At 54.3% G+C, this 23,786-nt stretch carries 24 protein-coding genes; 13 read left to right on the top strand and 11 right to left on the bottom strand.

From position 1 onward, the window contains the following. Position 1: 1 nt before the first annotated feature. The 4 genes from B880_RS24745 to pabB form a co-directional block, all read right to left on the bottom strand. Complete coding sequence (locus B880_RS24745; RefSeq protein ID WP_017346345.1) at positions 2-1,606, bottom strand: EAL domain-containing protein; 1,605 nt, start codon at positions 1,604-1,606, stop codon at positions 2-4. A 225-nt stretch (positions 1,607-1,831) separates the two neighbouring features. After that, positions 1,832-3,196 carry an L-serine ammonia-lyase gene (locus B880_RS0105320; RefSeq protein ID WP_017346344.1) on the bottom strand — a complete coding sequence of 455 codons (1,365 nt, stop codon included), beginning with the start codon at positions 3,194-3,196 and terminating at the stop codon, positions 1,832-1,834. Positions 3,197-3,386: 190 nt separating this feature from the next. Continuing rightward, positions 3,387-3,953, bottom strand: a complete 567-nt coding sequence (locus B880_RS0105315; protein ID WP_017346343.1) for a CoA pyrophosphatase — start codon at positions 3,951-3,953, stop codon at positions 3,387-3,389. After that, on the bottom strand, positions 3,950-5,311 hold the full coding sequence (gene pabB / locus B880_RS0105310; protein ID WP_017346342.1) for an aminodeoxychorismate synthase component 1: 1,362 nt from the start codon (positions 5,309-5,311) through the stop codon (positions 3,950-3,952). The genes B880_RS0105315 and pabB overlap by 4 nt, the downstream gene beginning before the upstream one ends. Before the next feature lie 107 nt (positions 5,312-5,418). Between pabB and B880_RS0105305 the strand changes: the two genes are divergently transcribed. Beyond that, positions 5,419-5,607, top strand: coding sequence for a YoaH family protein (locus B880_RS0105305; protein WP_017346341.1), 189 nt, complete (start codon positions 5,419-5,421; stop codon positions 5,605-5,607). Between the two features lie 13 nt (positions 5,608-5,620). Here the strand turns inward: B880_RS0105305 and B880_RS0105300 are convergent, their stop codons facing one another. Further along, positions 5,621-5,965 (bottom strand): RidA family protein, encoded by a 345-nt coding sequence (locus tag B880_RS0105300; RefSeq protein ID WP_017346340.1) that lies wholly within the window; start codon positions 5,963-5,965, stop codon positions 5,621-5,623. Positions 5,966-6,126: 161 nt separating this feature from the next. Between B880_RS0105300 and B880_RS0105295 the strand changes: the two genes are divergently transcribed. From B880_RS0105295 to rnd, 6 genes are all read left to right on the top strand, one after another. Beyond that, a complete protein-coding gene (locus B880_RS0105295) occupies positions 6,127-6,354 on the top strand; it encodes a DUF1272 domain-containing protein (RefSeq protein ID WP_017346338.1) in 228 nt (75 codons plus the stop codon). Positions 6,355-6,426: 72 nt separating this feature from the next. Then, on the top strand, positions 6,427-8,337 hold the full coding sequence (locus tag B880_RS0105290) for an ATP-dependent DNA helicase (protein ID WP_017346337.1): 1,911 nt from the start codon (positions 6,427-6,429) through the stop codon (positions 8,335-8,337). Positions 8,338-8,391: 54 nt separating this feature from the next. Next, on the top strand, positions 8,392-9,090 hold the full coding sequence (gene tsaB, locus B880_RS0105285) for a tRNA (adenosine(37)-N6)-threonylcarbamoyltransferase complex dimerization subunit type 1 TsaB (protein WP_026042437.1): 699 nt from the start codon (positions 8,392-8,394) through the stop codon (positions 9,088-9,090). Positions 9,091-9,149: 59 nt separating this feature from the next. Further along, entirely contained in the window at positions 9,150-9,740 is a 591-nt protein-coding gene (locus B880_RS0105280) for a Slp family lipoprotein (protein ID WP_017346335.1), read from the top strand. 217 nt (positions 9,741-9,957) lie between these two features. Then, positions 9,958-11,634 (top strand): long-chain-fatty-acid--CoA ligase FadD, encoded by a 1,677-nt coding sequence (fadD, locus tag B880_RS0105275; protein ID WP_157060510.1) that lies wholly within the window; start codon positions 9,958-9,960, stop codon positions 11,632-11,634. A gap of 98 nt (positions 11,635-11,732) precedes the next feature. Next, a complete protein-coding gene (rnd, locus tag B880_RS0105270) occupies positions 11,733-12,854 on the top strand; it encodes a ribonuclease D (protein WP_017346333.1) in 1,122 nt (373 codons plus the stop codon). A gap of 36 nt (positions 12,855-12,890) precedes the next feature. On the opposite strand, the gene minE is transcribed toward rnd, so the two are convergent. Genes minE through minC form a run of 3 tightly spaced genes read right to left on the bottom strand, consistent with a single transcriptional unit; the run spans position 12,891 to position 14,720 of the window. Next, the gene (minE, locus tag B880_RS0105265) at positions 12,891-13,160 is read right to left on the bottom strand and encodes a cell division topological specificity factor MinE (RefSeq protein WP_017346332.1); all 270 of its coding nucleotides are present in this window, start codon (positions 13,158-13,160) and stop codon (positions 12,891-12,893) included. Between the two features lie 3 nt (positions 13,161-13,163). After that, positions 13,164-13,976, bottom strand: coding sequence for a septum site-determining protein MinD (gene minD, locus B880_RS0105260; RefSeq protein ID WP_017346331.1), 813 nt, complete (start codon positions 13,974-13,976; stop codon positions 13,164-13,166). Between the two features lie 33 nt (positions 13,977-14,009). After that, complete coding sequence (minC, locus tag B880_RS0105255; protein ID WP_026042436.1) at positions 14,010-14,720, bottom strand: septum site-determining protein MinC; 711 nt, start codon at positions 14,718-14,720, stop codon at positions 14,010-14,012. Positions 14,721-14,873: 153 nt separating this feature from the next. Here minC and B880_RS0105250 point away from each other — a divergent pair, with 153 nt between their 5' ends. The 3 genes from B880_RS0105250 to B880_RS0105240 all read left to right on the top strand — a co-directional run bounded on the left by B880_RS0105250 (position 14,874) and on the right by B880_RS0105240 (position 16,563). Next, positions 14,874-15,149: a YcgL domain-containing protein gene (locus B880_RS0105250; protein WP_017346329.1), complete on the top strand. Its 276-nt coding sequence runs from the start codon at positions 14,874-14,876 to the stop codon at positions 15,147-15,149. A gap of 242 nt (positions 15,150-15,391) precedes the next feature. Continuing rightward, a complete protein-coding gene (locus tag B880_RS0105245) occupies positions 15,392-16,051 on the top strand; it encodes a fumarylacetoacetate hydrolase family protein (RefSeq protein WP_017346328.1) in 660 nt (219 codons plus the stop codon). 62 nt (positions 16,052-16,113) lie between these two features. Continuing rightward, entirely contained in the window at positions 16,114-16,563 is a 450-nt protein-coding gene (locus B880_RS0105240; protein WP_017346327.1) for a YcgN family cysteine cluster protein, read from the top strand. A gap of 1 nt (position 16,564) precedes the next feature. Here B880_RS0105240 and dsbB read toward each other — a convergent pair whose 3' ends face one another. Next, a complete protein-coding gene (gene dsbB, locus B880_RS0105235) occupies positions 16,565-17,095 on the bottom strand; it encodes a disulfide bond formation protein DsbB (protein ID WP_017346326.1) in 531 nt (176 codons plus the stop codon). Between the two features lie 261 nt (positions 17,096-17,356). On the opposite strand from dsbB, the gene fadR reads away from it, so the two are divergent. Further along, complete coding sequence (gene fadR / locus B880_RS0105230) at positions 17,357-18,076, top strand: fatty acid metabolism transcriptional regulator FadR (protein ID WP_017346325.1); 720 nt, start codon at positions 17,357-17,359, stop codon at positions 18,074-18,076. Between the two features lie 47 nt (positions 18,077-18,123). Here the strand turns inward: fadR and B880_RS0105225 are convergent, their stop codons facing one another. Next, on the bottom strand, positions 18,124-19,662 hold the full coding sequence (locus B880_RS0105225; protein WP_017346324.1) for a SpoVR family protein: 1,539 nt from the start codon (positions 19,660-19,662) through the stop codon (positions 18,124-18,126). Between the two features lie 493 nt (positions 19,663-20,155). Here B880_RS0105225 and B880_RS0105220 point away from each other — a divergent pair, with 493 nt between their 5' ends. Then, complete coding sequence (locus B880_RS0105220) at positions 20,156-21,457, top strand: D-amino acid dehydrogenase (protein WP_026042435.1); 1,302 nt, start codon at positions 20,156-20,158, stop codon at positions 21,455-21,457. A gap of 18 nt (positions 21,458-21,475) precedes the next feature. Further along, positions 21,476-22,546, top strand: coding sequence for a catabolic alanine racemase DadX (dadX, locus tag B880_RS0105215; RefSeq protein WP_017346322.1), 1,071 nt, complete (start codon positions 21,476-21,478; stop codon positions 22,544-22,546). Here the strand turns inward: dadX and B880_RS0105210 are convergent. Then, positions 22,539-23,732, bottom strand: coding sequence for a multidrug effflux MFS transporter (locus B880_RS0105210; RefSeq protein WP_017346321.1), 1,194 nt, complete (start codon positions 23,730-23,732; stop codon positions 22,539-22,541). The genes dadX and B880_RS0105210 overlap by 8 nt on opposite strands. Positions 23,733-23,786 lie beyond the last annotated feature (54 nt).

The raw sequence follows: 23,786 nt of genomic DNA, 5'->3' as shown, positions 1-23,786 counted from the left end.
GTCAGGCCAGCGTGCCCTGTGTGGCGCTGGCACTGTTCATGTGCACCTGGCTGCGCTGCATCTCAAACTGCCGCAGCCAGTTCGAAAAATCTTCTATTGGCATTGGCCGGGCAAAGAAGTAGCCCTGTAGAACATCTACAGCGCGCAGGCGGAGATACTCTGCCTGCTCTGCGGTTTCGACACCCTCGGCCACCAGGCTGATATTCAGCCGCTGAGCCAGGGAAATCACCATATCCGTAACGGTGGCATTAATCGCATCCGTGCCGATCGCAGCGGTGAAAATTTTATCGATTTTCAGGATATCGGGCTGTAAATCTTTCAGGTAGGCTAGCGAACTGTGTCCGGTGCCAAAATCGTCAATCGCCAGTTGTACGCCCACTTTATGCAGCATCGCCACAACCTGCTGATCCACCACCGGCAGCGCATCACGCTCGGTTAACTCCAGCACCAGCCTGGGGCCTGGCTCGGCTGGCCACCATAATGCTTCCAGATCATGCACAATTTCGCAGTCGCGAAAATGGCTGGCGGCAACGTTAAGCGCGATATGGAAATCACTATGTTGCGGCAGTTGCGGCAACTGCTCAACCACCTTGCTAATGACAAAGCGGGTTAAAGGCGCAATCAGGTTGTGGCGTTCTGCCAGCGGGATAAACACATCCGGCGCGACCCAGCCATGGCGAGGGTTGTGCCAGCGCAGGAGTAGTTCAATGCCGGCGCACTCGCCGTTGCGGCCATCAATTAACGGTTGGCAATACACTCTAAACTCATCGGCGCCGATGCCGTAATTGATCTGCCAGCTCAGGCTCATACGGTTGGCGGTGGCCATCCAGACGATGTAACCAAACAGTAGGCTCAGCAGCAGTGCGAGCGGCAGTTGCCCGGGAAGTGTGGCCAGTGCTAATCGCCAGGGGGCAGGGCCATACAGCGTAATGGTGTAGGGATAGCGCAGTGAGGCTTGCTCAAACTTCACTTCATCTTCTGCCGGCATCGTACCTTCAAGCAGCGGATTACCGTATTCCAGGCTTTCATTGCCCACATTGAAAATAGCGCGCTCGACCCAGGGCAACTCTGGCACCAGCAGGTAATTGCTGAGGAGTTCAATATTGACGATCTGCACGATACCGGAGCGATTGTCCAGCGACTTGGGGCTCCAGAGCAGTAGAACCGGCGATCCTTTCAGCAGCCAGGCGTCGGTGGTTAACAGCATACGTTGACCATTCAGCGCCAGTTCAGGAAAGGCCAGGCTGAAGGAGAGATTACGTTCACCGTAAATGCTGGAGCAGTAGATGGTGTCCTGATCCACCAATAGCATTGCGCGCACTGTTTGCAGCGCCGCAATTTTTTCAATCAGGGGAAAACGGACGTTCTGGCAGGGCACACCGACCAGACCCAGGGTATTGCTGGCTGATACGTCGAGTGGCGAAAGCATCCGGTCAAAGCGATCGATAGCGCTGTTGGCAAAGTCCTGTGAGCGCTGTTCGATATTTGAACGCGCCTGAACAAAGCGGAAGGTCAGCGTCAGCAGCAGCACCATAGCGGCAACGACCAGCGCGATCAGCAAACGCTGACGGCGAAATTTGCCAACAGATTGCTGGGCCATGTGCATCAGTAACCACCTTCCAAAGACAATAAAAAAAACCAACCTGACGGAAAAGTTATCGGCATGGCACGTCGCAAATTTAGCCGTGCTGCGAAATAAAGTGGTTTCGATGACCACGTGAACTGAAAAGATCACGTGGAACAACAATCTACAGCGTTTGCGGGCAATGTGACAGCGCTGACTGTTTGAATATTGCGTCAGGGTGGTGAATTTATTTTAGTGACACTGTCACTAGTCGCACTGGACCTTGATCGCCAGGCCACCGCGCGAAGTCTCGCGATATTTGGCATTCATGTCCTTACCGGTCTCGTACATGGTCTCAATCACTTTATCCAGTGAAACGCGAGGTTCACTGGTACGGCGCAGTGCCATGCGTGCCGCATTGATCGCTTTTACTGCAGCGATAGCATTGCGTTCAATACAGGGAACCTGCACCTGGCCTGCAACGGGATCGCAGGTGAGGCCAAGGTTATGCTCCATGCCGATCTCGGCGGCGACACACACCTGTTCCGGGCTGGCACCGAGTAACTCCGCCAGACCGGCGGCAGCCATTGAACAGGCCACGCCCACTTCACCCTGGCAACCCACCTCTGCGCCGGAGATGGAGGCATTCATTTTGTACAGCACGCCAATGGCCCCTGAAGCGAGGAAGTAGCGGATAAAGATTTCCGGCGTCACCTTTTCGATAAAGTGGTCGTAGTAGGCCAATACCGCCGGCACGATGCCACAAGCGCCGTTGGTCGGCGCAGTGACTACACGTCCTCCCGCGGCATTTTCTTCGTTCACGGCCAGGGCAAACATATTGATCCAGTCGATGACGTTCATCGGGTCGCTGGAGTGTTTGGTGGAGGAGACCAACAGGCGGCGCAAGGAGGCGGCACGGCGCGGCACGCGTAATGGGCCAGGCAGCACGCCCTCGGTATTAAGACCGCGATCGATACAGGCCTGCATGGTCTGCCAGATTTGCGTGAAGTAGGATTCAATTTCAGCTTTGCTGTGGAGCGCCAGTTCGTTTTTCATCACTACCCCAGACAGGGAAAGCCCGGTCTCCTGACAGTGGCTGAGCAGCATTTTCGCCGAATTGAACGGCCACGGCACGCTGACTTCATCCAGTACGGATTTACCAAAATGTTCTTCATCGACGATAAATCCGCCGCCGATGGAGTAGTAGGTTTTGCTCAGGATCAGATGTTCGCCGGAAAAGGCCAGCACGCGCATCCCGTTTTCATGCAGTGGCAGGTTATCACTGCGGAACACCATGCCACCTTCACGCGGGAAATCTACCTCGTGCTGGCCATTCGCGAGGAGTAGGCGCTGGCGCTGCTCAACGTCCTGAATAAATGCCGGAATAGCGTCAATGTCTACCGTATCGGGCGCGGCACCTGAAAGTCCCATGATAATGGCGATATCCGTGTGGTGGCCTTTACCGGTCAAAGAGAGGGAGCCATACACATCTACGGCAATCCGCGTCACGTCGAGTAATTTTCCCTGCTCAACCAGCAACTCTACGAACTGTTTGCCCGCTTTCATCGGGCCTACGGTATGGGAACTGGATGGGCCGATGCCCACTTTGAACATGTCGAATACGCTAATCACGGGAGACACCTCTCACAAATAATAATTATTGCTGCCACAGCAGTTTATGGGGCTAATAGTAACGATCCGTGCAGAAAAAGATGTGGCTTTTCGCATGAAATTAACTTATGCAGTGCTGAGAAAAAACTTATTTAAGCGGGAGTGGCGGGGTAGAGCGTGAAAAAGCAGAATATTGTGCTGAATCGCCTGGTTACCAGGCGATTTGTTGTCCCAAAGCGCGAATGATGCCTGCGGTCATGCCCCAGACAAAGTAATCCTGATACCACGAAAGCCACACTGCGTGGCGTTTTCCGGCACGCTCAATATCCAGTGCGCTGTAACGGCTGATACGCAATGCCTCAGCCAGGGGCATTTCGAAGGCGCTTTCCACCTCAGTGGGATTGAGGGTGAGGGTAAAATCGGGGGCAATCACCCCCACCACTGGCGTCACCTGAAAACCGGTGCTGCTGATTACCGGAGGAAGCTGTCCAATCACCCGCACGCGATCCGGCGTAATCCCGACCTCTTCCCAGGTTTCGCGCAGTGCGGTTGCATTAGCATCACGATCTTCCGCATCCTGCATCCCGCCAGGAAATGCCACCTGCCCGGCGTGTTTACGCAGCGCCAGTGAGCGGCGAGTCAGTAGCAGGCCAGGCTGTGGGCGCGCAATAACCGGCACCAGCACGGCGGCATGGCGCTGCGCGGGCGCCTGATATCCGGCAACGGGCTGATGGAGCTGGAAGCGGGTAATAAACTGATCCAGCGTGAGTTGACTCATTTCCCGGTTTCCTCCAGCGCGGGCAGAATACGGCTCAGTTTGTGGAATGTTTCTTCGTATTCGGCATCCACCTGGCTGTCAGCCACCAGGCCACCGCCCGCTGCACAGTAAAGTTGCTGGCCTTCAGCAATCAGCGTACGGATGGTAATGCTGGTATCCATCGTGCCACAGCTGCTGATGTAGCCAATGCTGCCACACCAGGCGTTGCGGCGGTGGGGTTCCAGTTCATCAATGATTTCCATGGCCCGGATTTTTGGCGCACCGGTGATTGAGCCACCGGGGAAACAGGCGCGCAGCAGATCGCTGGCCTGTAAGGTGGGGGTTAAACGTGCGCGAATGGTGCTGACCAGATGGTGTACCGCCGGGAAGGGCTCTACCACAAACAGGTCCGGCACCGTCACGCTACCAGGCTGGGCAACCCGGCCAATATCATTGCGCAGCAGGTCGACAATCATTAAGTTCTCGGCGCGATCTTTCTCCGCCGTTGCCAGCGCTAAAGCCTGTTCACGGTCGGCCGCTTCATCAGGCATACGCGGGCGCGTGCCCTTGATCGGTCGGGTTTCAATTTCACCTTCCCGCAGCCAGAGAAAACGTTCCGGCGAGAAACTCAAAATGGTGCTGGTGGGCAGGCGTAAAAAAGCACTGAAAGGTGCACGGTTGGCCTGATTCAACTGGCAAAATGCCTGCCACTCATCACCTTCGTAGCTCGCCTGGAAGCGCTGGGCAAGGTTGATCTGGTAGCAGTCTCCGGCACGGATGTAATCCTGCACGGCCTGGAAGCGCTCGCCATACTCTGCCCGCGTCATATTGGATTGCCAGCCAGACGTCAGGTGGAAAGGGACGTTTGCGGCGCATTGCTGCTGCCGGAGCCACGTCAGTCGTGCCGCAGGATCGTGCTGGCACACCAGCGTCAGGCGTTGTCGCTGATGATCGGCTATCAGCGCCCAGTCGTAGATCCCGACCGCCATATCTGGCGTGTTGAGGTCGTGACGGGCCTGCTGTGGCAGGCTTTCAAAGCGTCGGCCTAAGTCATAGCCAAACAGCCCTAACGCGCCGCCGAGAAACGGCAGATCGGGCTGTTCAGGCTGCTTCGGGCAGTGCTGTTCCAGCATCTCCTGCAACAGTTGCAGCGGGTCGGCAGTGTGCTCTTCGCACCCGCTTGCCTGTTCAATTCGGGTTACTGATCCCTGGGTGATTAAGGTCGCCAGTGGGGCCGCCGTCATGATATCAAAGCGGCTGTCGCGATGTTCGGCATGCGCGGAGCTGAGGAGCATCGCCCACGGCTGAGCAGCCACAGGCGCGAACCAATTGGATAACGCCTGTGGCGTATACTCTAAAGATAACGTTTTAGCAGTCATGAGTCTTTTTGTCTTACAGCGAGGCGCTTAGCCTGACATAAATTTTCCCGGCTGGCACCAGAATGTTACCCGTGAAATAATACCCGGCTGAAAATCAGGAGAGCACTATGTTTACAGGTTTACCGGCACTGTCCCATGAGCAGCAACAGCAGGCAGTGGAGCGTATCCATCAGTTAATGTCTGAAGGGATGTCCAGTGGTCAGGCCATCGCCCTGGTGGCGCAGGAGATCCGCGAAACGTATCAGGGCGAGGCGATTGCGATGCGCTTCGAAGATGAAGAACACGACGAAGACTAACGACTGACCGCGTTTAAAGTGCCGCAATCACTTTAATTTCTACTTTGAACTGTGGGTCCATTAAGCCGGCTTGTACGGTGCAACGCACTGGCGCATTGTCCGGCGAGACCCACGCATCCCAGGCACGGTTCATCGCGGCAAAATCGGCTTTTTCCGTCAGGAAAATGGTGGCATCGAGAATTTTGCTCTTATCACTGCCGACACGCGCCAGAATTCTGTCAATCACCGCCAGTGCGTCTGCGGTTTGCGCTTCTGCATCGCCCGTCAGGTCTTCGGGTACGCTGGTGTAGTAAACGGTGTCATTGTGGATCACCGCTTCGCTCATGCGTGGAGCCACATCAATACGTGTAATCGTCATTTTTAAAATCCTTAAACGCGTTGCCCGACCGTGGGCATTCATCAGGCGGTTATTCTGTCATAGCTGGCGGCGGCAAAAAAGCGGCCTGCGGAAATCAGCAAATCCTGTGCAGCACGGCGGGGGAGTGGCATTATCAGGCCTCTGTTTATAAGGAGATAACCATGCTGGAACTGCGCCCTAACTGCGAATGCTGTGATATCGATTTGCCCCCTCACTCCATTGATGCCCGAATTTGCTCATTTGAATGCACGTTCTGTGTCACCTGCGCCGAAAATAAACTTGATGGTAAGTGCCCAAACTGTGGTGGTGAACTGCTGCGCCGTCCTATTCGCCCGGCCAAAAAGCTGAAGAAGTTCCCGGCATCCCGCAAGCGTGTCCTGGCGGGTTAAGGTGCCGACGTCATGCAACCCGCAGCAATTTGCGTATAATAGGCCTGTTTTTTCTGCGGGCTGAGAGGGTGTGTGGCAGACGATTTTTCTAGCGATGGCGTGTTAGCGCAGGCCATTACCGGTTTTAAGCCGCGTGAAGCGCAGCGTGAAATGGCAACAGCGGTAGCGCAAGCAGTACAAACGGGCGGGGAACTGGTGGTGGAAGCCGGGACCGGAACCGGTAAAACCTATGCCTATCTTGCGCCAGCCCTGCGCGCAGGCAAAAAAGTGATCATCTCTACCGGGTCAAAAGCCTTGCAGGATCAGCTATACGGGCGTGATTTACCCACCATCGGCAAAGCGCTGAAATTCGCAGGTAAAACGGCGTTGCTGAAAGGGCGTTCCAACTACCTCTGCCTCGAACGGATGGAACAGCAAAGCATGAGCGGCGGGGAGCTGCGCGATCAGGCGTTGAGCGACTTAATGACGCTGCGGAGCTGGTCCAGCGTGACGGTGGATGGCGATGTCAGCAGTTGTAGCGGTGTCGCAGAAGACAGCCCGTTGTGGCCGCTGGTGACCAGCACCAATGACAACTGCCTCGGCAGTGACTGCCCGCGCTACAAAGAGTGCTTCGTGGTTAAAGCGCGAAAAAAGGCGATGGATGCGGATGTGGTGGTGGTAAACCATCACCTGTTTCTGGCGGATTTAGTGGTGAAAGAGAGTGGCTTCGGGGAGTTAATACCCGATGCCGAAGTGATGATCTTCGATGAAGCCCATCAAATTCCTGATATCGCCAGCCAGTATTTTGGTCAGCAGCTGGCCAGCCGCCAACTACTCGACCTCGCGAAAGACATTACCATCGCCTACCGTACGGAACTGCGAGATACGCAACAGCTGCAAAAAGTGGCTGACCGTCTCAGCCAGTGCACGCAAGATTTTCGGCTGACGCTGGGCGATCCCGGCTATCGCGGCAATTTGCGCGATCTGCTGAGCGATCAGCAAATTATGCGCATGCTGACGCTGCTGGATGACGCGCTGGAGCTGTGCTATGACGTCATAAAGCTTTCGCTCGGGCGCTCAGCGCTGCTGGATGCCGCCTATGAGCGTGCCGCACAGTATCGTACGCGGCTCAAGCGGCTGCGCAATATTGATGAACCCGGTTTCAGTTACTGGTACGAATGCAGTTCGCGCCATTTTGTTCTCGCACTGACGCCGCTTTCTGTCGCTGAGCGCTTCCGCGAGGTGATGGATAACCGTAAAGCGGCCTGGGTCTTTACCTCCGCGACGCTGGCGGTGGATGATGAGATGGGGCACTTTGCCGATCGTCTCGGCGTATCCAACGCCAAAACCCTGATTCTCGACAGCCCGTTTGATTATGCCCGTCAAGCCTTGTTGTGTGTCCCGCGCAATCTTCCCGAGCCCAACCAACGCGGTGGGGGCCGTCAGTTGGCGGCGATGATGAAACCGCTGATCGACGCGAACAAAGGGCGCTGTTTCTTCCTCTGTACCTCGCACCTGATGATGCGTGAGTTAGCCGCAGAATTTCGGGCCTCTATGACCTTGCCGGTCTTAGTGCAGGGTGAAACCAGTAAAGGGCAGCTGCTGAAGCAGTTCCTGGATGCCGGTAATGCCCTGCTGGTGGCGACCAGCAGCTTCTGGGAAGGGGTGGATGTGCGGGGAGATGCGCTGTCGTTGGTGATTATCGATAAGCTGCCGTTTACCTCCCCGGAAGATCCCTTACTCAAGGCACGCATGGAAGATTGCCGCTTGCGCGGGGGCGATCCTTTCAAAGAGGTACAGCTGCCTGATGCGGTGATCACCCTGAAACAGGGCGTAGGGCGACTGATTCGTGATGTTGATGACCGGGGCGTGCTGGTTATCTGCGATCAACGTCTGGTTTCGCGGCCCTATGGCGCACTGTTCCTGAACAGTTTGCCGCCGACGCCACGCACACGCAGTATCGACCGGGCCATTGCGTTCGTTCGCCAGCAACCCAGCCAGTAATTTTCCCCGGCGTGTGTTAAGATGCGCGCCGTTTTTGAATCATCTGAGGATGTTATGTCTGCCCGAATTTTAGCCCTCGACACCGCAACGGAAGCCTGCTCCTGTGCCGTGCTCAATCATGAGCAACAGGATGCGCGCTTTGAGATTGCGCCACGCGATCACACTCAACGTATTCTGCCACTGGTGCAGGAGCTGCTGACCGCCCAGGCATTGAAATTACAAGAGATTGATCTGTTAGCCTTTGGTCGTGGGCCGGGCAGTTTTACCGGCGTGCGTATCGGGATTGGTATCGCCCAGGGGCTGGCGTTGGGCGCGAATCTGCCGATGGCGGGTATTTCAACGCTGATGACGCTGGCTGAAGGTGCATGGCGCACCTCTGGTGCCTGTCAGGTACTCACCGCGATCGATGCACGTATGGGTGAAGTGTACTGGGCAGAATACCAGCGCGATGCCGATGGCGTCTGGCACGGTGAAACCACAGAAAGCGTGCTTTCACCGGCGGCGGCCCTGGCCCGGATGCAGGCGCTGGAGGGCGAGTGGGCAACGGCGGGGACTGGCTGGCAAGCCTGGCCTGAGTTGCAACAGAACCATAGCCTGACCCTCAGCGACAGTGGCGTTACGCTGCCTGCCGCCGAAGATATGCTGCCGCTGGCCCTGCAGGCCTGGCAAGCGGGTAAAACCGTAGCGGTAGAGGCGGCTGAACCGGTGTATCTGCGTAATGAAGTGGCGTGGAAAAAACTGCCAGGACGCTAACTGAGACGCAACTTATTCTCATTTAGTAAGTCTAAGCAGGAAAGACCAGGAGGTACGCTATGCCTATCAATCGTAAAGGAATCTCCGGCGTTCTGTTGAGCTGTGCCCTGCTATTAAGTGGCTGTGCCAGCGTGCCGGATAGCATTAAAGGATCGTCAGCATTACCACAGCAAGATATTACTCGCGTGCTCAATGCGCCTAAGCTGTATGTGGGCCAGGAAGCACGCTTCGGCGGTAAAGTGGTGCAGGTGACCAATCGCAATGGCGTCACGCGGTTGGAAATTGCTACCCAGCCGCTGGATGAGGGCGCGCGACCGATTCTGGGTAGCGCATCAAAAGGGCGAATCTATGCCGATGTGCACAGCTTCGTCGATCCTGTTGATGTGGCTAATCAGTATGTCACCGTACTGGGTACTATTCGAGGTACGGAAAAAGGGGTAGTGGGTCAGGCAAGCTACGATTTTGTGGTTGTCGATGTGCGTGGTTATCAACGTTGGCGTATGCAGCGCCAGGTTGTGTCTTCTGCTGCACCCATGGATAACTGGGTTTGGTATGGCCCAACCCGTCATCGGGGTGGCTACTGGGGACCCCCGCCGTTCTGGGCTTTCCCACCGGCACCGGCTCAGGTTGATACCATCCTGACAGAGTAATCCTGACAGCTGTTTTGACTTATTTTTCAGCCCGGTCGCGACACACCCGACCGGGCTTTTATTTTTCAGGGCCATAGTCGACGCGATTTTAGTGATGCGTCTCGCAAGGCTGCGATTCCACGCAGAGCAAACTGGTACAGTCAGTTAAAATATTGTTAATTCATGCGTAACCAGCGAGGCGGCTATGGCGATTCAGTATAATTATCGGGGTGGATCCTTGAATAAGGTTTGGCTAAAGCGCTATCCGGCAGATGTGCCGGCAGAAATTAATGCAGACCGCTATCAATCGCTGATTGAGCTGTTTGAACAGGCCGTCGAACGCTATGGTGACAAAACCGCGTTTGAAAACATGGGCAAGTGCCTGTCATTCAACCAACTTGAGCAGCAGAGTCGGGCTTTTGCCGCCTGGTTGCAGCACGGATTGCAGTTAGAGCGTGGCGATCGCGTTGCGTTAATGATGCCCAATTTGCTGCAATACCCGGTAGCGTTGATGGGCGTACTGCGCGCGGGCCTGGTCGTGGTGAATGTGAATCCGCTTTATACCCCCAGAGAGCTGAAACACCAACTCCAGGACAGCGGCGCGAAAGCGATTGTGATTGTGGCCAACTTCGCCCATACGCTGGAAAAAGTGATCGGCGAAACGGCGGTGAAACACGTTGTCTTAACTCAGTTGGGTGATGCGCTGGGTGCGCTGAAAGGCACGTTGGTGAATGCGGTCGTGAAGCACATTAAACGTCTGGTGCCGTCGTTCCACCTCCCTGGGGCGATCTCCTTCCATCAGGCTTTACGTCAGGGTGAAGCGCTGAAATATCAGCGTCCTGAAGTGACCAACGACGATCTGGCTTTCCTGCAATACACCGGTGGCACCACGGGCGTTGCCAAAGGCGCGATGCTGACCCATGGCAACATCCAGGCAAACCTGGAGCAATTTAAAGCAACATACGGTTCACTGCTGCGCCCTGGGGAAGAGCGGGTTGTGACGCCGCTGCCGCTCTATCATATCTTTGCGCTCACCGTGAACTGCCTGCTGTTTATTGATTTGGGCGGTCACAATTTACTGATCACCAATCCGCGTGATATTCCCGGCTTTGTCAAAGCGCTGCGAAACTTCCGTTTCACTACCATTACCGGGGTAAACACATTGTTTAATGCCCTGATGAATGATCCTAATTTCACCCGTATCGACTTCTCTGCCGCGCGACTGGTGGCTGGCGGTGGGATGGCCGTGCATCATGCGGTCGCTGAGCGTTGGGAAAAACTCACCGGTCACTACCTGCTGGAAGGGTATGGTCTGACGGAGTGCTCACCGCTGGTGTCGGTGAATCCCTATGACATTACACATCACACCGGTAGCATCGGTTTACCCGTACCCTCTACGGATATCTGTGTGGTGAACGATCAGGGTGAAGAGGTGCCGTTGGGTGAACCAGGAGAACTGTGCATCCGTGGTCCACAGGTGATGAAAGGCTACTGGCAGCGGCCAGAAGCCACTGACGAAGCACTGAAAAATGGCTGGCTCCTGAGCGGTGATATTGTTACCGTTGACGCAGAAGGCTTTATCCGCGTGGTGGACCGTAAAAAAGATATGATTCTGGTTTCGGGCTTCAATGTCTATCCCAATGAGATTGAGGATGTGCTGATGCAGCACCCGAAAGTGCGTGAAGCGGCAGCCATCGGCATTCCGAGCGATTTAACCGGTGAAGCGGTTAAAGTCTGTATCGTGAAGAAAGATCCCAGCCTGACCAAAGAAGAGCTGTTGAGCCACTGCCGCAGCCAGCTCACGGGCTACAAAGTGCCGAAAGTGATTGAGTTCCGGGATGAACTGCCTAAAACCAACGTTGGTAAGATTTTACGTCGCGCGCTGCGGGACGAAGTGAAAACTGGCGCAGCGTAGTTTGCGCCACCCTTATGGTTGAACGCCGGCCTTGTCCGGCGTTTTTGTTGTACTAATTAGAGGCGTCGTCCCTTTGGAGGGATGGCGAAATATGTAACGTGAACTATTCACTGATAACCGAGGATCAGGCGCTGGCGGCAGTTTGTCAGCAAGCGCGCCAACACGCTGCTGTCGCACTGGATACCGAATTCGTGCGTACGCGGACTTACTATCCTCAACTGGGTCTGATCCAGTTATATGATGGCGAACAGCTGGTATTAATCGATCCGCTAGAAATCCGCGACTGGCAACCCTTTATCGATTTGCTGACGGACAGCGCGGTCACGAAATTCCTCCACGCCGGTGGCGAAGATTTGGAAGTGTTCCTGCACCGCTTCGCCGTGCTGCCGCAACCCATGATTGATACCCAAATTCTGGCCGCGTTTGCCGGGCAGAACCTCTCCTGGGGCTTTGCCGCGATGGTAGCGCATTATCATCAGGTTGAACTGGATAAGAGCGAAGCCCGTACCGACTGGCTGGCGCGCCCGTTAACCGAACGCCAGTGTGAATATGCGGCGGGTGATGTCTTCTGGCTGCTGCCAATTGCGCACCAGTTAGTTAAACAGGCGGAAGAAGCGGGTACGCTCAACGCTGCACTCAGTGAGTGTAATACCCTGTGCCAACGTCGCCTCGACGTGCTGGACCCACAGGATGCCTGGCGCGATATTACCAACGCCTGGCAGTTACGTCCGCGTCAGCTTGCGGCACTGCAGTTGATGGCCGACTGGCGTCTGCGTCTGGCGCGTGAAAAAGATATGGCGGTGAACTTCATTGTACGTGAAGAGAACCTGTGGAAAGTCGCGCGTTATCAGCCGGGTTCGCTGGGCGAATTATCACACCTTGGACTGGGCGGACATGAGATTCGCTTCCATGGCAAAACCTTGCTGGATTTGGTTGAGCAGGCACAGCAACTCGACGAAGCGAGTTTGCCAGCACCGTTGCCTAATCTTATCGACCATGCGGGCTACAAGCAGATCTTTAAGGCAATCAAAGGGGTGGTGCAGGCAACCAGCGAAAGCAGTGGTTTCAGCCCTGAGTTATTGGCTTCACGCCGTCAAATCAACCAGGTGCTGAATGTGCACTGGGGCATTCGTCCACAGACGCGCACTCCAGAGCTGCTCACCGGCTGGCGTGGTGAACTGATGAAAGCGGATATCGACGCCATACTGGCCTCCGCTTAAAAAAATCCCCCCTGATAGTAGGGGGGATTTCGCGCGTTATTTTTCCGCTTCTTCCGCTTCTGGCAGCGTCACATTGAGCTCCAGAATCGAAATGTCTTCACCGCGTTGTTCCAGTTGAACGGTGACCATTTCTGGATCAATCTTCACGTATTTGCAGATCACTTCCAGAATATCGCGCTTCAGCTGCGGCAGATAGTGCGGCTCGCTGTCGCCTCTTCTGCGCTCAGCAACGATAATCTGTAACCGCTCTTTCGCGATGTTAGCGGTGTTCTTCTTTCGGGATAAAAAGAAATCGAGTAATGCCATGGTTTATCCCCCGAACAGGCGTTTCAGGAAACCCTTCTTCTCTTCTTCAATAAAGCGGAAGGGGCGTTCTTCACCGAGTAAACGTTCCACGGTGTCGGCATAGGCTTTACCTGCATCTGACTCATCGTCAAGAATCACAGGCTCACCCTGGTTAGAGGCGCGAAGCACCGACTGGTCTTCTGGAATGACACCGACCAGTGGAATACGCAGAATTTCCAGCACATCTTCCATGCTGAGCATATCGCCACGGCTAACGCGACCCGGGTTGTAACGGGTGAGCAGCAAGTGCTCTTTCACCGGATCTTCACCGTTTTCAGCACGACGAGACTTGGAAGAGATAATGCCAAGAATACGGTCTGAGTCACGGACTGAAGAGACTTCCGGGTTGGTGGTAATGATGGCTTCATCGGCAAAGTAGAGCGCCATTAATGCCCCGGTTTCGATACCGGCTGGGGAGTCACAGACGATAAAATCGAACTCCATGGCAGTCAGGTCGTTCAGCACTTTTTCAACCCCTTCACGGGTCAGTGCGTCTTTGTCACGCGTTTGTGAAGCGGGGAGAACGTAGAGCTGCTCGGTGCGCTTGTCACGAATCAATGCCTGATTCAGCGTGGCATCACCCTGAATCACGTTAACAAAGTCATACACCACGCGGCGCTCACACCCCATGATCAGGTCAAGGTTACGCAGGCCAATGTCAAAATCGATGACGACGGTTTTTTTGCCTTTTTGCGCTAATCCCGTCGCAATGGCCGCGCTTGACGTGGTCTTGCCAACGCCCCCTTTACCTGATGTAACTACAATAATGCGTGCCATAATGTTGATTTCCTTAACGAAAGAAAAGGGGCCTTAACTAAGAGTCTGTATTGCCAGCTCGCCATCTTTGAGGCTGAGGCGTGCGGCTTTGGTATAAAATTCTGCCGGTATCTGATCGCTAATCCAATACTCTCCGGCAATGGAGACCAGCTCGGCTGAAAGATTGGTGCAGAAAATCTGGCAGGCGCGATCGCCACTGGCACCCGCCAGCGCACGACCGCGCATCATGCCGTAGACATGGATATTACCGTCTGCGACCAGTTCTGCCCCAGCGCTCACGTGACTGGTGACAATCAGGTCAGCATTGCGGGCATAAATTTGCTGACCAGAACGCACTGGAGTATTGATCACGCGGGTTTTATTAATGGCGGGTTCGGCTAACACAACGGGTTTTTCCGGTTCGACAGGGGCTTTGGGCTCTTCACGTTTCTTACCCTCTTTCCCTTCCGTTAACACCGGAATGCCTGCGCGTGTCAGCGTTCGCTTCAGTGTTTCGTCCTTACAACCGCTGACGCCGATAATGCGTAAGCCGGTGGCAAGCACGGCCTGCTGTAACTGCTTCCAGTTTACCGGTCCCTCTAATCCTGCAACATTGAGGACTACCGGGGCATTTTTCAGGAACTGAGGCGCTTGCGCGATTTTCTCCTGCAGTGCCTGGCGAATAACCTCCGGCTGCGCCTGGTGCAGGTGGACAACAGACAGGGTGAAACTACTCCCTTTTAATTCAATTGGCGTTTGTGACATCTGTCCCGATTCGTCCTGTTCCATGGACCGCCTGACCCGTGCCGGATAAATCGCATTTAAGTCAGAGCAGTCAATATTCGAAGTACTGCAAGCATGTTATAGTTACTGCTATATTCAGGCAAGCCACCATCTTTGTTAATTCGAGTAAAAAATATGTTTTGTGTGATCTACAGAAGCCCGCAACGTGACCAGACATATCTCTATGTTGAAAAAAAGGACGATTTTTCCCGCGTCCCGGAAGAGCTGCTGCGCGGTTTCGGCAAGCCGCAGCTGGCGATGGTGATTAACCTCGCCGGGCGCGAAACGCTGGCCAATGCTGACATTAATAAGGTGCGTCAGGCGCTGGAAGAGCAGGGCTTTTATTTACAAATCCCACCGCCAGTAGAAAACCTGCTTGCCAGCCATCTTGAGCGCGGTAAAAAAGCGTAATTCAGATTCATCTGTAAAAATAATATAAGACGCCCGATCTGGCGAATATATTTTACCGGGCTGCTCGCCCGGTCGGCTACGGTACTGACCGTAGCCGCTTCATTTATGCATTATGACAATTTCTGCATCAACTTCGTGGTCAATCCAGCTTATTATGTCTTTGCTGTCGCGTTCCGACGGTCAAAGGAATAGCACATCGCCAGCTAAGCTGGCGGCAAACATAAATTAAGCAGGGGATTAGCATGTATCAGCATCGTAATTGGCAAGGCGCGTTACTCGATTACCCAACCAGCAAAGTGGTCTGCGTAGGCAGTAACTATGCTAAACATATCAAAGAGATGGGTAGCGCTACCCCCACCGAGCCAGTGGTGTTCATCAAACCGGAAACCGCCATTTGCGACTTACGCGAACCACTACAAATTCCTGGTGAGTTTGGTGAAGTCCACCACGAAGTTGAGTTAGCGGTGCTGATTGGCGCAACGCTGAAGCACGCCAGTGAAGAACATGTGGCGAAAGCCATTGCCGGTTATGGTATTGCGCTGGATCTCACTTTGCGTGATGTTCAGGCCGGTCTGAAGAAAGCAGGCCAGCCATGGGAAAAATCGAAAGGTTTTGATAACTCCAGCCCAATGTCTGGATTTATTCCCGCGAGTGAGTTCCAGGGCGACCCGCAGGACACGGAGCTTAAACTGGTGGTGAACGGTGAAGTGCGCCAGCATGGCACCACGGCAGATATGATTCATAAAATCTTACCGCTGATTGCCTACATGAGTCGCTTCTTCACTCTGCGCGCAGGTGATGTCATTCTGACCGGTACGCCGGAAGGTGTGGGCCCAATGCGCAGCGGTGATACGCTGGAAGTCTCGCTTGCCGGCCAAACCATCAGTACGCGCGTGCTGTAAAACTTGCAACGCCGCACCTGAATCGCTATAAGGTGCGGTTTACTTTTTATGTGGGTATTAACATGAGCGACATTCCTTTCTGGCAGACCCGAACGCTGGAGCAGATGAGCGATGAGGAATGGGAATCCTTATGTGACGGTTGTGGCCAATGCTGCCTGAACAAGCTGCAGGATGCCGATACCGATGAGATTTATTTCACCAATGTGGCGTGTAATCAGCTTAACATCCGCACCTGTTCCTGCCGTAACTATGAGCGCCGTTTCGAATATGAGCCGGACTGCATCAAACTGACACGTGAGAACCTGACCAGTTTTAACTGGCTTCCGCGCACCTGTGCCTATCGTTTACTGGGTGAAGGCAAGACGCTACCGGCGTGGCATCCGTTGCTGAGTGGCAGCAAGCAGGCGATGCATGCACAGCGTATTTCTGTGCGCTACATCGCCGTACGGGAGAGTGAAGTGAGGAACTGGGAAGACCATATTATCGACCGTCCCGACCAGCACGGGGTCTGACTCAGCGCCCAAACAGGTCGCGTTTTGCCGGACGCAGGATCTGCGCGATCAGCACCAGCACGGCCACCAGTAAATACAGGGCAAAAATCCCGACCAGCCATTGTGGCATACTCAGGTTGAACAGCGTCCAGCTGCGCTCGGCACAGTCGCCAGTGGCAACAAAGACTGACGGCAGCCATTTGTCCAGTGGCAGCCAGGTTGGGAAGTGGGCGGCAAAATCACAGGTCACGAATGGGTTGGGGTGCAACTGGATCATGGTGTGTTCCCAGGCCAGACTCAGACCCTTAATCGCACTGCCAATCCAGATTAGTAATGCAACATAGCGCAGCGGTGTCTTCGGGGCGATAGCCCCCACGATGCCAGCACCCATCACGCCAAACAGGGCGCAACGTTCATAAATACACATTACGCAGGGTTTGAGTAGCATCACATGCTGAAACCACAGTGCGGTTAACTCCAGTCCGAATGCTGTGAGGGCCAACAGCAACCATGCACCACGCCCATGTGAGGATTGATTCAGATATCGCAACATAAGGTTTTCCCTGTAAATAGTAACGTCACGCAGTGTAAACCATCGGACGGTGGATGCCATCTGTCGAGGGGGGAAAAAGAGTGCATAAATATGATCTTAATCAGAAATGCCGCAAACGGTTAACCGATTACATTTATCTGTAGTCTAAAGTGCAATTTTTTTCAGCTACTCACGTTTTTCCCGTGGCTTCAACTATATCCCGCTTTTTGCCTCTGGTATGATGAGCCCCATTATGAGAGAGAAAGCGACGAGAAAACGGCTATGGTGATAAAGGCGCAAAGCCCTGCGGGATTTGCTGAAGAGTACATTATTGAAAGCATCTGGAATAGCCGCTTTCCCCCCGGTTCGATCCTCCCGGCTGAGCGTGAGCTGTCGGAACTGATTGGTGTCACGCGCACCACCCTGCGCGAGGTGTTACAGCGCCTGGCTCGCGATGGCTGGCTCACCATTCAGCACGGTAAACCCACCAAAGTGAATGATTTTTGGGAAACCTCGGGCCTCAATATTCTCGAAACTCTCGCCCGCCTCGATCACGATAGTGTCCCCGTGTTAATCGACAACGTGTTATCCGTGCGCACCAACGTCGCCTCCATTTTTATTAGCCGGGCGATCCGCCACCATGCCGATAAAGCGCGCAGCGTGCTGGAAGCGGTTAACCAGGCTGGCGATCAAGCAGAGAGCTTTACTGAACTGGATTACCGTATTTTCCGCGGGCTGGCTTTTGCTTCAGGCAACCCGATTTATGGTTTGATTCTGAATGGGCTGAAAGGCTTATATACTCGCGTCGGACGTCACTTCTTCTCTAATCAGGAAGCTCGCAAGCTGGCTGCCGATTTCTACCGTCAGCTGTTGGCGTTGTGTGATGCACAGCCAACGCAGGAGATGATTGTGGAAGCCGTGCGTGAATACGGTCGTCGCAGCGGTGAAATCTGGCACAGCATGCAGGGCAATTTACCGGAAGACCTCAGTCCAAAGCGTTAATTGCACAGAGATAAAAAAAGCGGCCACCAGAGCCGCTTTTTTCATGCTTACAGGGAAGGGGAGCCGCGCGGTGGGCAGCGGTCCAGCAGTTCCACGCCACCATCCTCGTTTTGCTGCTCCAGAATCACATCGAAGCCCCACAAACGATGCACGTGTTTCAGCACATCACGACGGCTGCGATCCAGCGGTGTTCTGCTCTGCGGAACATAACGCAGGGTGAGGGAGCGATCCCCGCGCAGATCTACGTTATACACCTGAATATTCGGTTCGAGGTTGCTCAGGTTATATTGTGCGGAGAGCTGCTGACGAATCGCCCGGTAACCGGATTCATCGTGGATCGCCGCGATCTCGAGGAAGTTGTTACGATCGTCATCCAGTACCGTAAACAGGCGGAAGTCGCGCATCACTTTAGGTGACAGGAACTGGCTGATAAAGCTCTCGTCCTTAAATTCACGCATGGCAAAATGCAGCGTTTCCAGCCAGTCAGACCCGGCGATGTCTGGGAACCAGTAGCGATCTTCTTCGGTGGGCTGCTGGCAAATGCGTTTAATATCCTGGAACATCGCAAAACCCAGGGCATACGGGTTGATCCCGCTGTACCACTGGCTGTTGTAGGAGGGCTGATAGATCACATTGGTGTGACTATGCAGGAACTCCATCATAAACCGTTCTGTGACTTTCCCTTCATCGTACAGATGGTTAAGGATGGTGTAGTGCCAGAAAGTGGCCCACCCTTCGTTCATCACCTGCGTCTGTTTTTGCGGATAAAAATACTGGCTGACTTTACGCACAATGCGCAAAATCTCACGCTGCCAGGGTTCCAGCAACGGCGCATTTTTCTCCATAAAGTAGAGCAAGTTTTCTTGTGGCTCAGAAGGGTAGCGGGAAGCCTGTACGTGCACTTCTTCTTTGTCACGTCTTGGCAGCGTGCGCCACAGGGTATTCACCTGGCTTTGCAGATACTCTTCCCGGCTTTTCTGGCGCGCAGTCTCTTCCTGTAGAGAGATCTTCTGCGGGCGTTTATAGCGGTCTACGCCATAGTTCATCAAGGCATGGCAGGAGTCGAGCAGTCGCTCCACCTCTTCAACACCGTAACGCTCTTCACAATCCGCGATGTATTTTTTCGCAAACAACAGGTAGTCAACAATCGAACTGGCATCGGTCCAACTGCGGAACAGATAGTTATTTTTAAAGAAAGAGTTATGCCCGTAGCAGGCATGAGCCATCACCAGCGCCTGCATGGTCATCGTGTTCTCTTCCATTAGATAAGCAATACAGGGATTGGAGTTGATGACAATCTCATAGGCCAGACCTTGCTGCCCGTGTTTATAGCGTTGTTCTGTTTCAATGAATTTTTTACCAAACGACCAGTGGGCGTAGTTGATGGGCATACCCACGCTGGAATAGGCATCCATCATCTGTTCGGAGGTAATCACTTCAATCTGGTGCGGGTAGGTATCGAGACGGTACAGTTTTGCCACCCGGTCGATTTCCGCCAGATACACATCGAGGAGCTCAAAGGTCCAGTCAGGCCCGTCACTGAGACGTTGATTATGCTTGATAGGATCGTCAAAGAATGTCGTCATAGCGCACCTCTGTTTTGCCAACCAATTAAGGCGGTCGTGGTGATATAGGGGCCTCATCCTGCGCCCTGGAGAACCTGAAACTACTGCGCACACACTTCAATGATAGTTCACTGTCTCCTATCCGAAACCAGAACTCAATTTAAATATTTGGTAGAAAATCACTTCTTTAAATCAAAAAAAACCTACCGTGGAATTTAATTCTAATTATCCTGAAAAGTCAGGATTTAATAGCTGTTTATAAGTCAAAGTTATTACCCCGATTGAATGTGCTGAAAAAAGTGCTTTTAACTGTTTTTGTCATGTGAATGATTAATCTTTGAACAATAAAGCGCATAAATCACTGTATTTTTAATTTGAAAAAGATTTTAGTTACCCAAATTCGTAAACCAGGGTGAAATGAATTCACAGATTTTGTGAGTAGTAGCCATGGCAGATGCTCTGGCTAACGTTTAAATTGTAGATGATTGTGCTCATCGGGTTCGTCGGGGGACGTATGCGGGTAGTGATTCTTGGAAGTGGTGTAGTGGGCGTGGCAAGTGCCTGGTATCTGGCGCAAGCCGGTCATGAAGTAACGGTGATTGATCGCCAGGAAAATGCCGCGCTGGAGACCAGCGCAGGCAATGCAGGCCAGATCTCTCCCGGATATGCAGCCCCCTGGGCGGCACCAGGTGTTCCGCTAAAAGCAGTTAAATGGATGTTCCAGCGCCATGCTCCTCTGGCGATCCGCCTCGACGGCAGCCGATTCCAGCTTGAGTGGATGTGGAATATGCTGCGTAACTGTGACATGAACCACTACCAGCAGAATAAAGCCCGCATGGTGCGGATCGCCGAATACAGCCGTGATTGCCTGAAAACGCTGCGAGAGGCCACCGGCATCGCCTATGAAGGGCGTCAGGGCGGCACGCTGCAACTGTTCCGCACCGAGCAACAGTATGAAAGCGCCAGTAAAGATATTGCCGTATTACAGGAAGCGGGCGTGCCCTATGAACTCCTGAAGGCGAGTGAGTTATCGCGCATCGAACCGGCACTGGCCGCAACCCAGCATAAACTCACGGGTGGCTTGCGCCTGCCGAATGATGAAACCGGCGACTGCCAACTGTTTACGCAGCGTCTGGCAAAAATGGCCGCTGAGGCGGGCGTGAAGTTCCGCTTTAACACCTCTGTCGATCAGCTACTGCGCGAAGGTAATCGCATTTACGGCGTGAAGTGTGGTGAGGAAGTGATCAAAGCGGATGCCTACGTGGTGGCGTTTGGCTCTTACTCTACCGCGCTGTTGCACAATATTGTGGATATCCCGGTTTATCCGCTGAAGGGCTATTCCCTGACCATCCCGGTAAAAGACAGCGCTGCTGCGCCGGTCTCTACCATTCTGGATGAAACCTACAAAGTGGCGGTAACCCGCTTCGATCAGCGTATTCGGGTAGGTGGCATGGCGGAAATTGTTGGTTTTAACACCAAACTGTTGCCTGCGCGTCGGGAAACACTGGAGATGGTTGTGCGCGATCTCTATCCTGAAGGCGGTCACATTGAACAGGCCAGCTTCTGGACCGGTTTGCGTCCAATGACGCCAGACGGCACGCCAATCGTGGGTGCAACGCCGCTCAGCAATCTGTGGCTCAACACCGGTCACGGGACGCTGGGATGGACAATGGCCTGCGGTTCAGGCCAGCTGTTGGCCGATTTAATTTCCGGCAAGCGTCCAGCCATTGCAGCAGACGATCTGTCCGTGTTTCGTTATTTGTCGGGGAATTCCGGGCAGGCCGCGCCACTGCGTGATGCCAGCGCGACCCGTTAAGCATCAGGGAGAAGTAGAATGTCACGTCCCGTTTTTGCCACCATTGATCAGCAAGCGCTGCGTCATAACCTGTCTGTTGCACGTCAGGCAGCACCGGATTCGCGTATCTGGTCAGTGGTGAAGGCTAATGCCTATGGTCACGGTATTGCCCGTGTCTGGCAGAGCCTGTCAGCCACCGATGGTTTTGCACTGTTGAATATGGAAGAAGCAATCCTGCTGCGCGAGGCGGGATGGCAAAAGCCCATTTTGTTGCTTGAAGGCTTTTTCCACGCGGAAGACCTGGACCTGATTGATCGCTATCGCTTAACCACTAGCGTACACAGCAGTTGGCAGATTCAGGCGATTGCCAACGCATCGCTTTCCGCGCCAATTGATATCTACGTCAAAGTGAATAGCGGGATGAACCGTCTCGGGTTCCGCCCGGAACAGCTGCACAATGTGTGGCAGAAGTTGCGTGCCTTACCGAATGTTGGCGATATGACCTTAATGGCGCATTTTGCCGACGCAGAGAATCCGCAAGGGTTGGTGGAGCCGCTTCAGCGTATTGAGCAAGCCGCCGAAGGGCTGGCCGTGCCGCGTTCGCTCTCTAATTCTGCCTGCACATTGTGGCATCCTGAAGCGCACTACGACTGGGTACGTCCGGGGATCATTCTGTATGGCGCATCGCCCAGCGGTGAGTGGCAAGATATTGCAGAAACCGGCCTGAAACCGGTGATGACCCTACAAAGTGAGATCATTGGTGTGCAACAGCTCCAGACTGGAGACGGTGTCGGCTATGGCTATCGTTATCGTGCCTCGCAGCCGCAGCGTATCGGTGTTGTCGCCTGTGGTTATGCCGATGGTTATCCACGTCACGCGCCGAGTGGCACGCCAGTGGCTGTGGATGGCATTCTGACGCAAGTCGTTGGGGCAGTTTCAATGGATATGATTACGGTCGATCTGACCCCATGCCCGGATGCGGGTATTGGCTCAACCGTGGAACTCTGGGGCAATCAGGTCAAAATCGATCAGGTGGCAAAAGCAGCCGGTACGGTAGGCTATGAGCTGATGTGTGCTCTGGCACCACGCGTACCGGTGCAGGTTATTTAATTTCGCGCAGGGTTCCCTGTACGCGCTTACTGCAGCGCCAGGCGATCAACGCCAGCGCTGCACCTACCAGCATCATCAGCGCCAGTGCCGACTTTGCTGCGATCGGCAACGCCACTACCAGCAAACTGGCGCTGGCGGCTCCTGCCATTTGAATAAATCCTTGCAGTGCAGAGGCCACGCCCGCCTGTTGCTGATACGGCTCCAGCGCATAGCTGGTGGCAGGACCAACGGTAAAGGCAAGACCCGCGACTGAGATACCTACCGGGATCATATAGAGTGCCCAGTGTGTCTGTAGCTGTGCGGCGAAAAGATGCTGACCGCCGGTGAGCAGGGCTGCACCCACCAGCATGGCAAAGGTGCCCACCATCAGGCAGAACGGCCTGCCGACTTTACGGATCGTACGGTTAGCGATGGTGCTAACGAACATGATCCAAAAACCATTCAACCCAAATGCGATAGAGAACTGCAGGGCAGTGAGCCCGCCGCTGGTCATCAACACATCCGGTGCCAGAGACACATACGTCAGCACCATGCCTAATGCGCCAGCATTAGCACAAGCAAAAGCGATAAAGCGGCCAGAGCGCAGAATCGCAGCGTACTGGCGCAACGGCAGCCCGCGTACCCGCAGCGTATCTGCCGGGCGAGTTTCGGGTAAGAAACGCATTACCAGCAGCAAGATCACCGCCGCATAAACGCACAGGAACCAAAAAGGCGCGCGCCAGCCAAATGCCTGAGCCAACAGGCCGCCCAGCAGTGGGGCAAGGGCAGGGACAATATTCAGCGCACCATTGAGGAAGCCATACGCGCGGGCCGCGTCATCCCCTTGCAGGCGGTCTCGCACGCCGCTGAATGCAACCACAGCACTACAACATACCGCACAGCCTTGCACCAGGCGCGCCGTTAAAAACAGCGGCCAACTGGTTGCAGTGGCGGCGATGGCGCTGCCTGTGAAATATAACAGCAGCCCAGCGATGGCGATGGGTTTACGGCCATAGTTATCCACCAGCGGGCCACTGACCAACTGGCCGATCCCCATCACCAACAGAAAAATCGGGATTGTGGTTTGTATGTTTTCAATTGGTGTATTCAGTCCCAGCGCAATTTGCGGCAGCGTGGGCAGATAAAGGTCAATACCGAGCGGGGCCAGCAGGACCAGACTGAGCAGTAACAGAGTAAATTTTTGCATGGCAGGCCGGTGTTTTCAGAGGAAAAAGATTTGAGAGGGTAATGATTCAGGCGG

It is taken from the genome of Pantoea sp. A4 (assembly GCF_000295955.2).
Taxonomy (GTDB): Bacteria; Pseudomonadota; Gammaproteobacteria; order Enterobacterales; family Enterobacteriaceae; genus Pantoea; species Pantoea multigeneris.
Note: the sequence above shows the minus strand (reverse complement) of the source record. Positions and strands in the feature narration are given on the sequence as shown.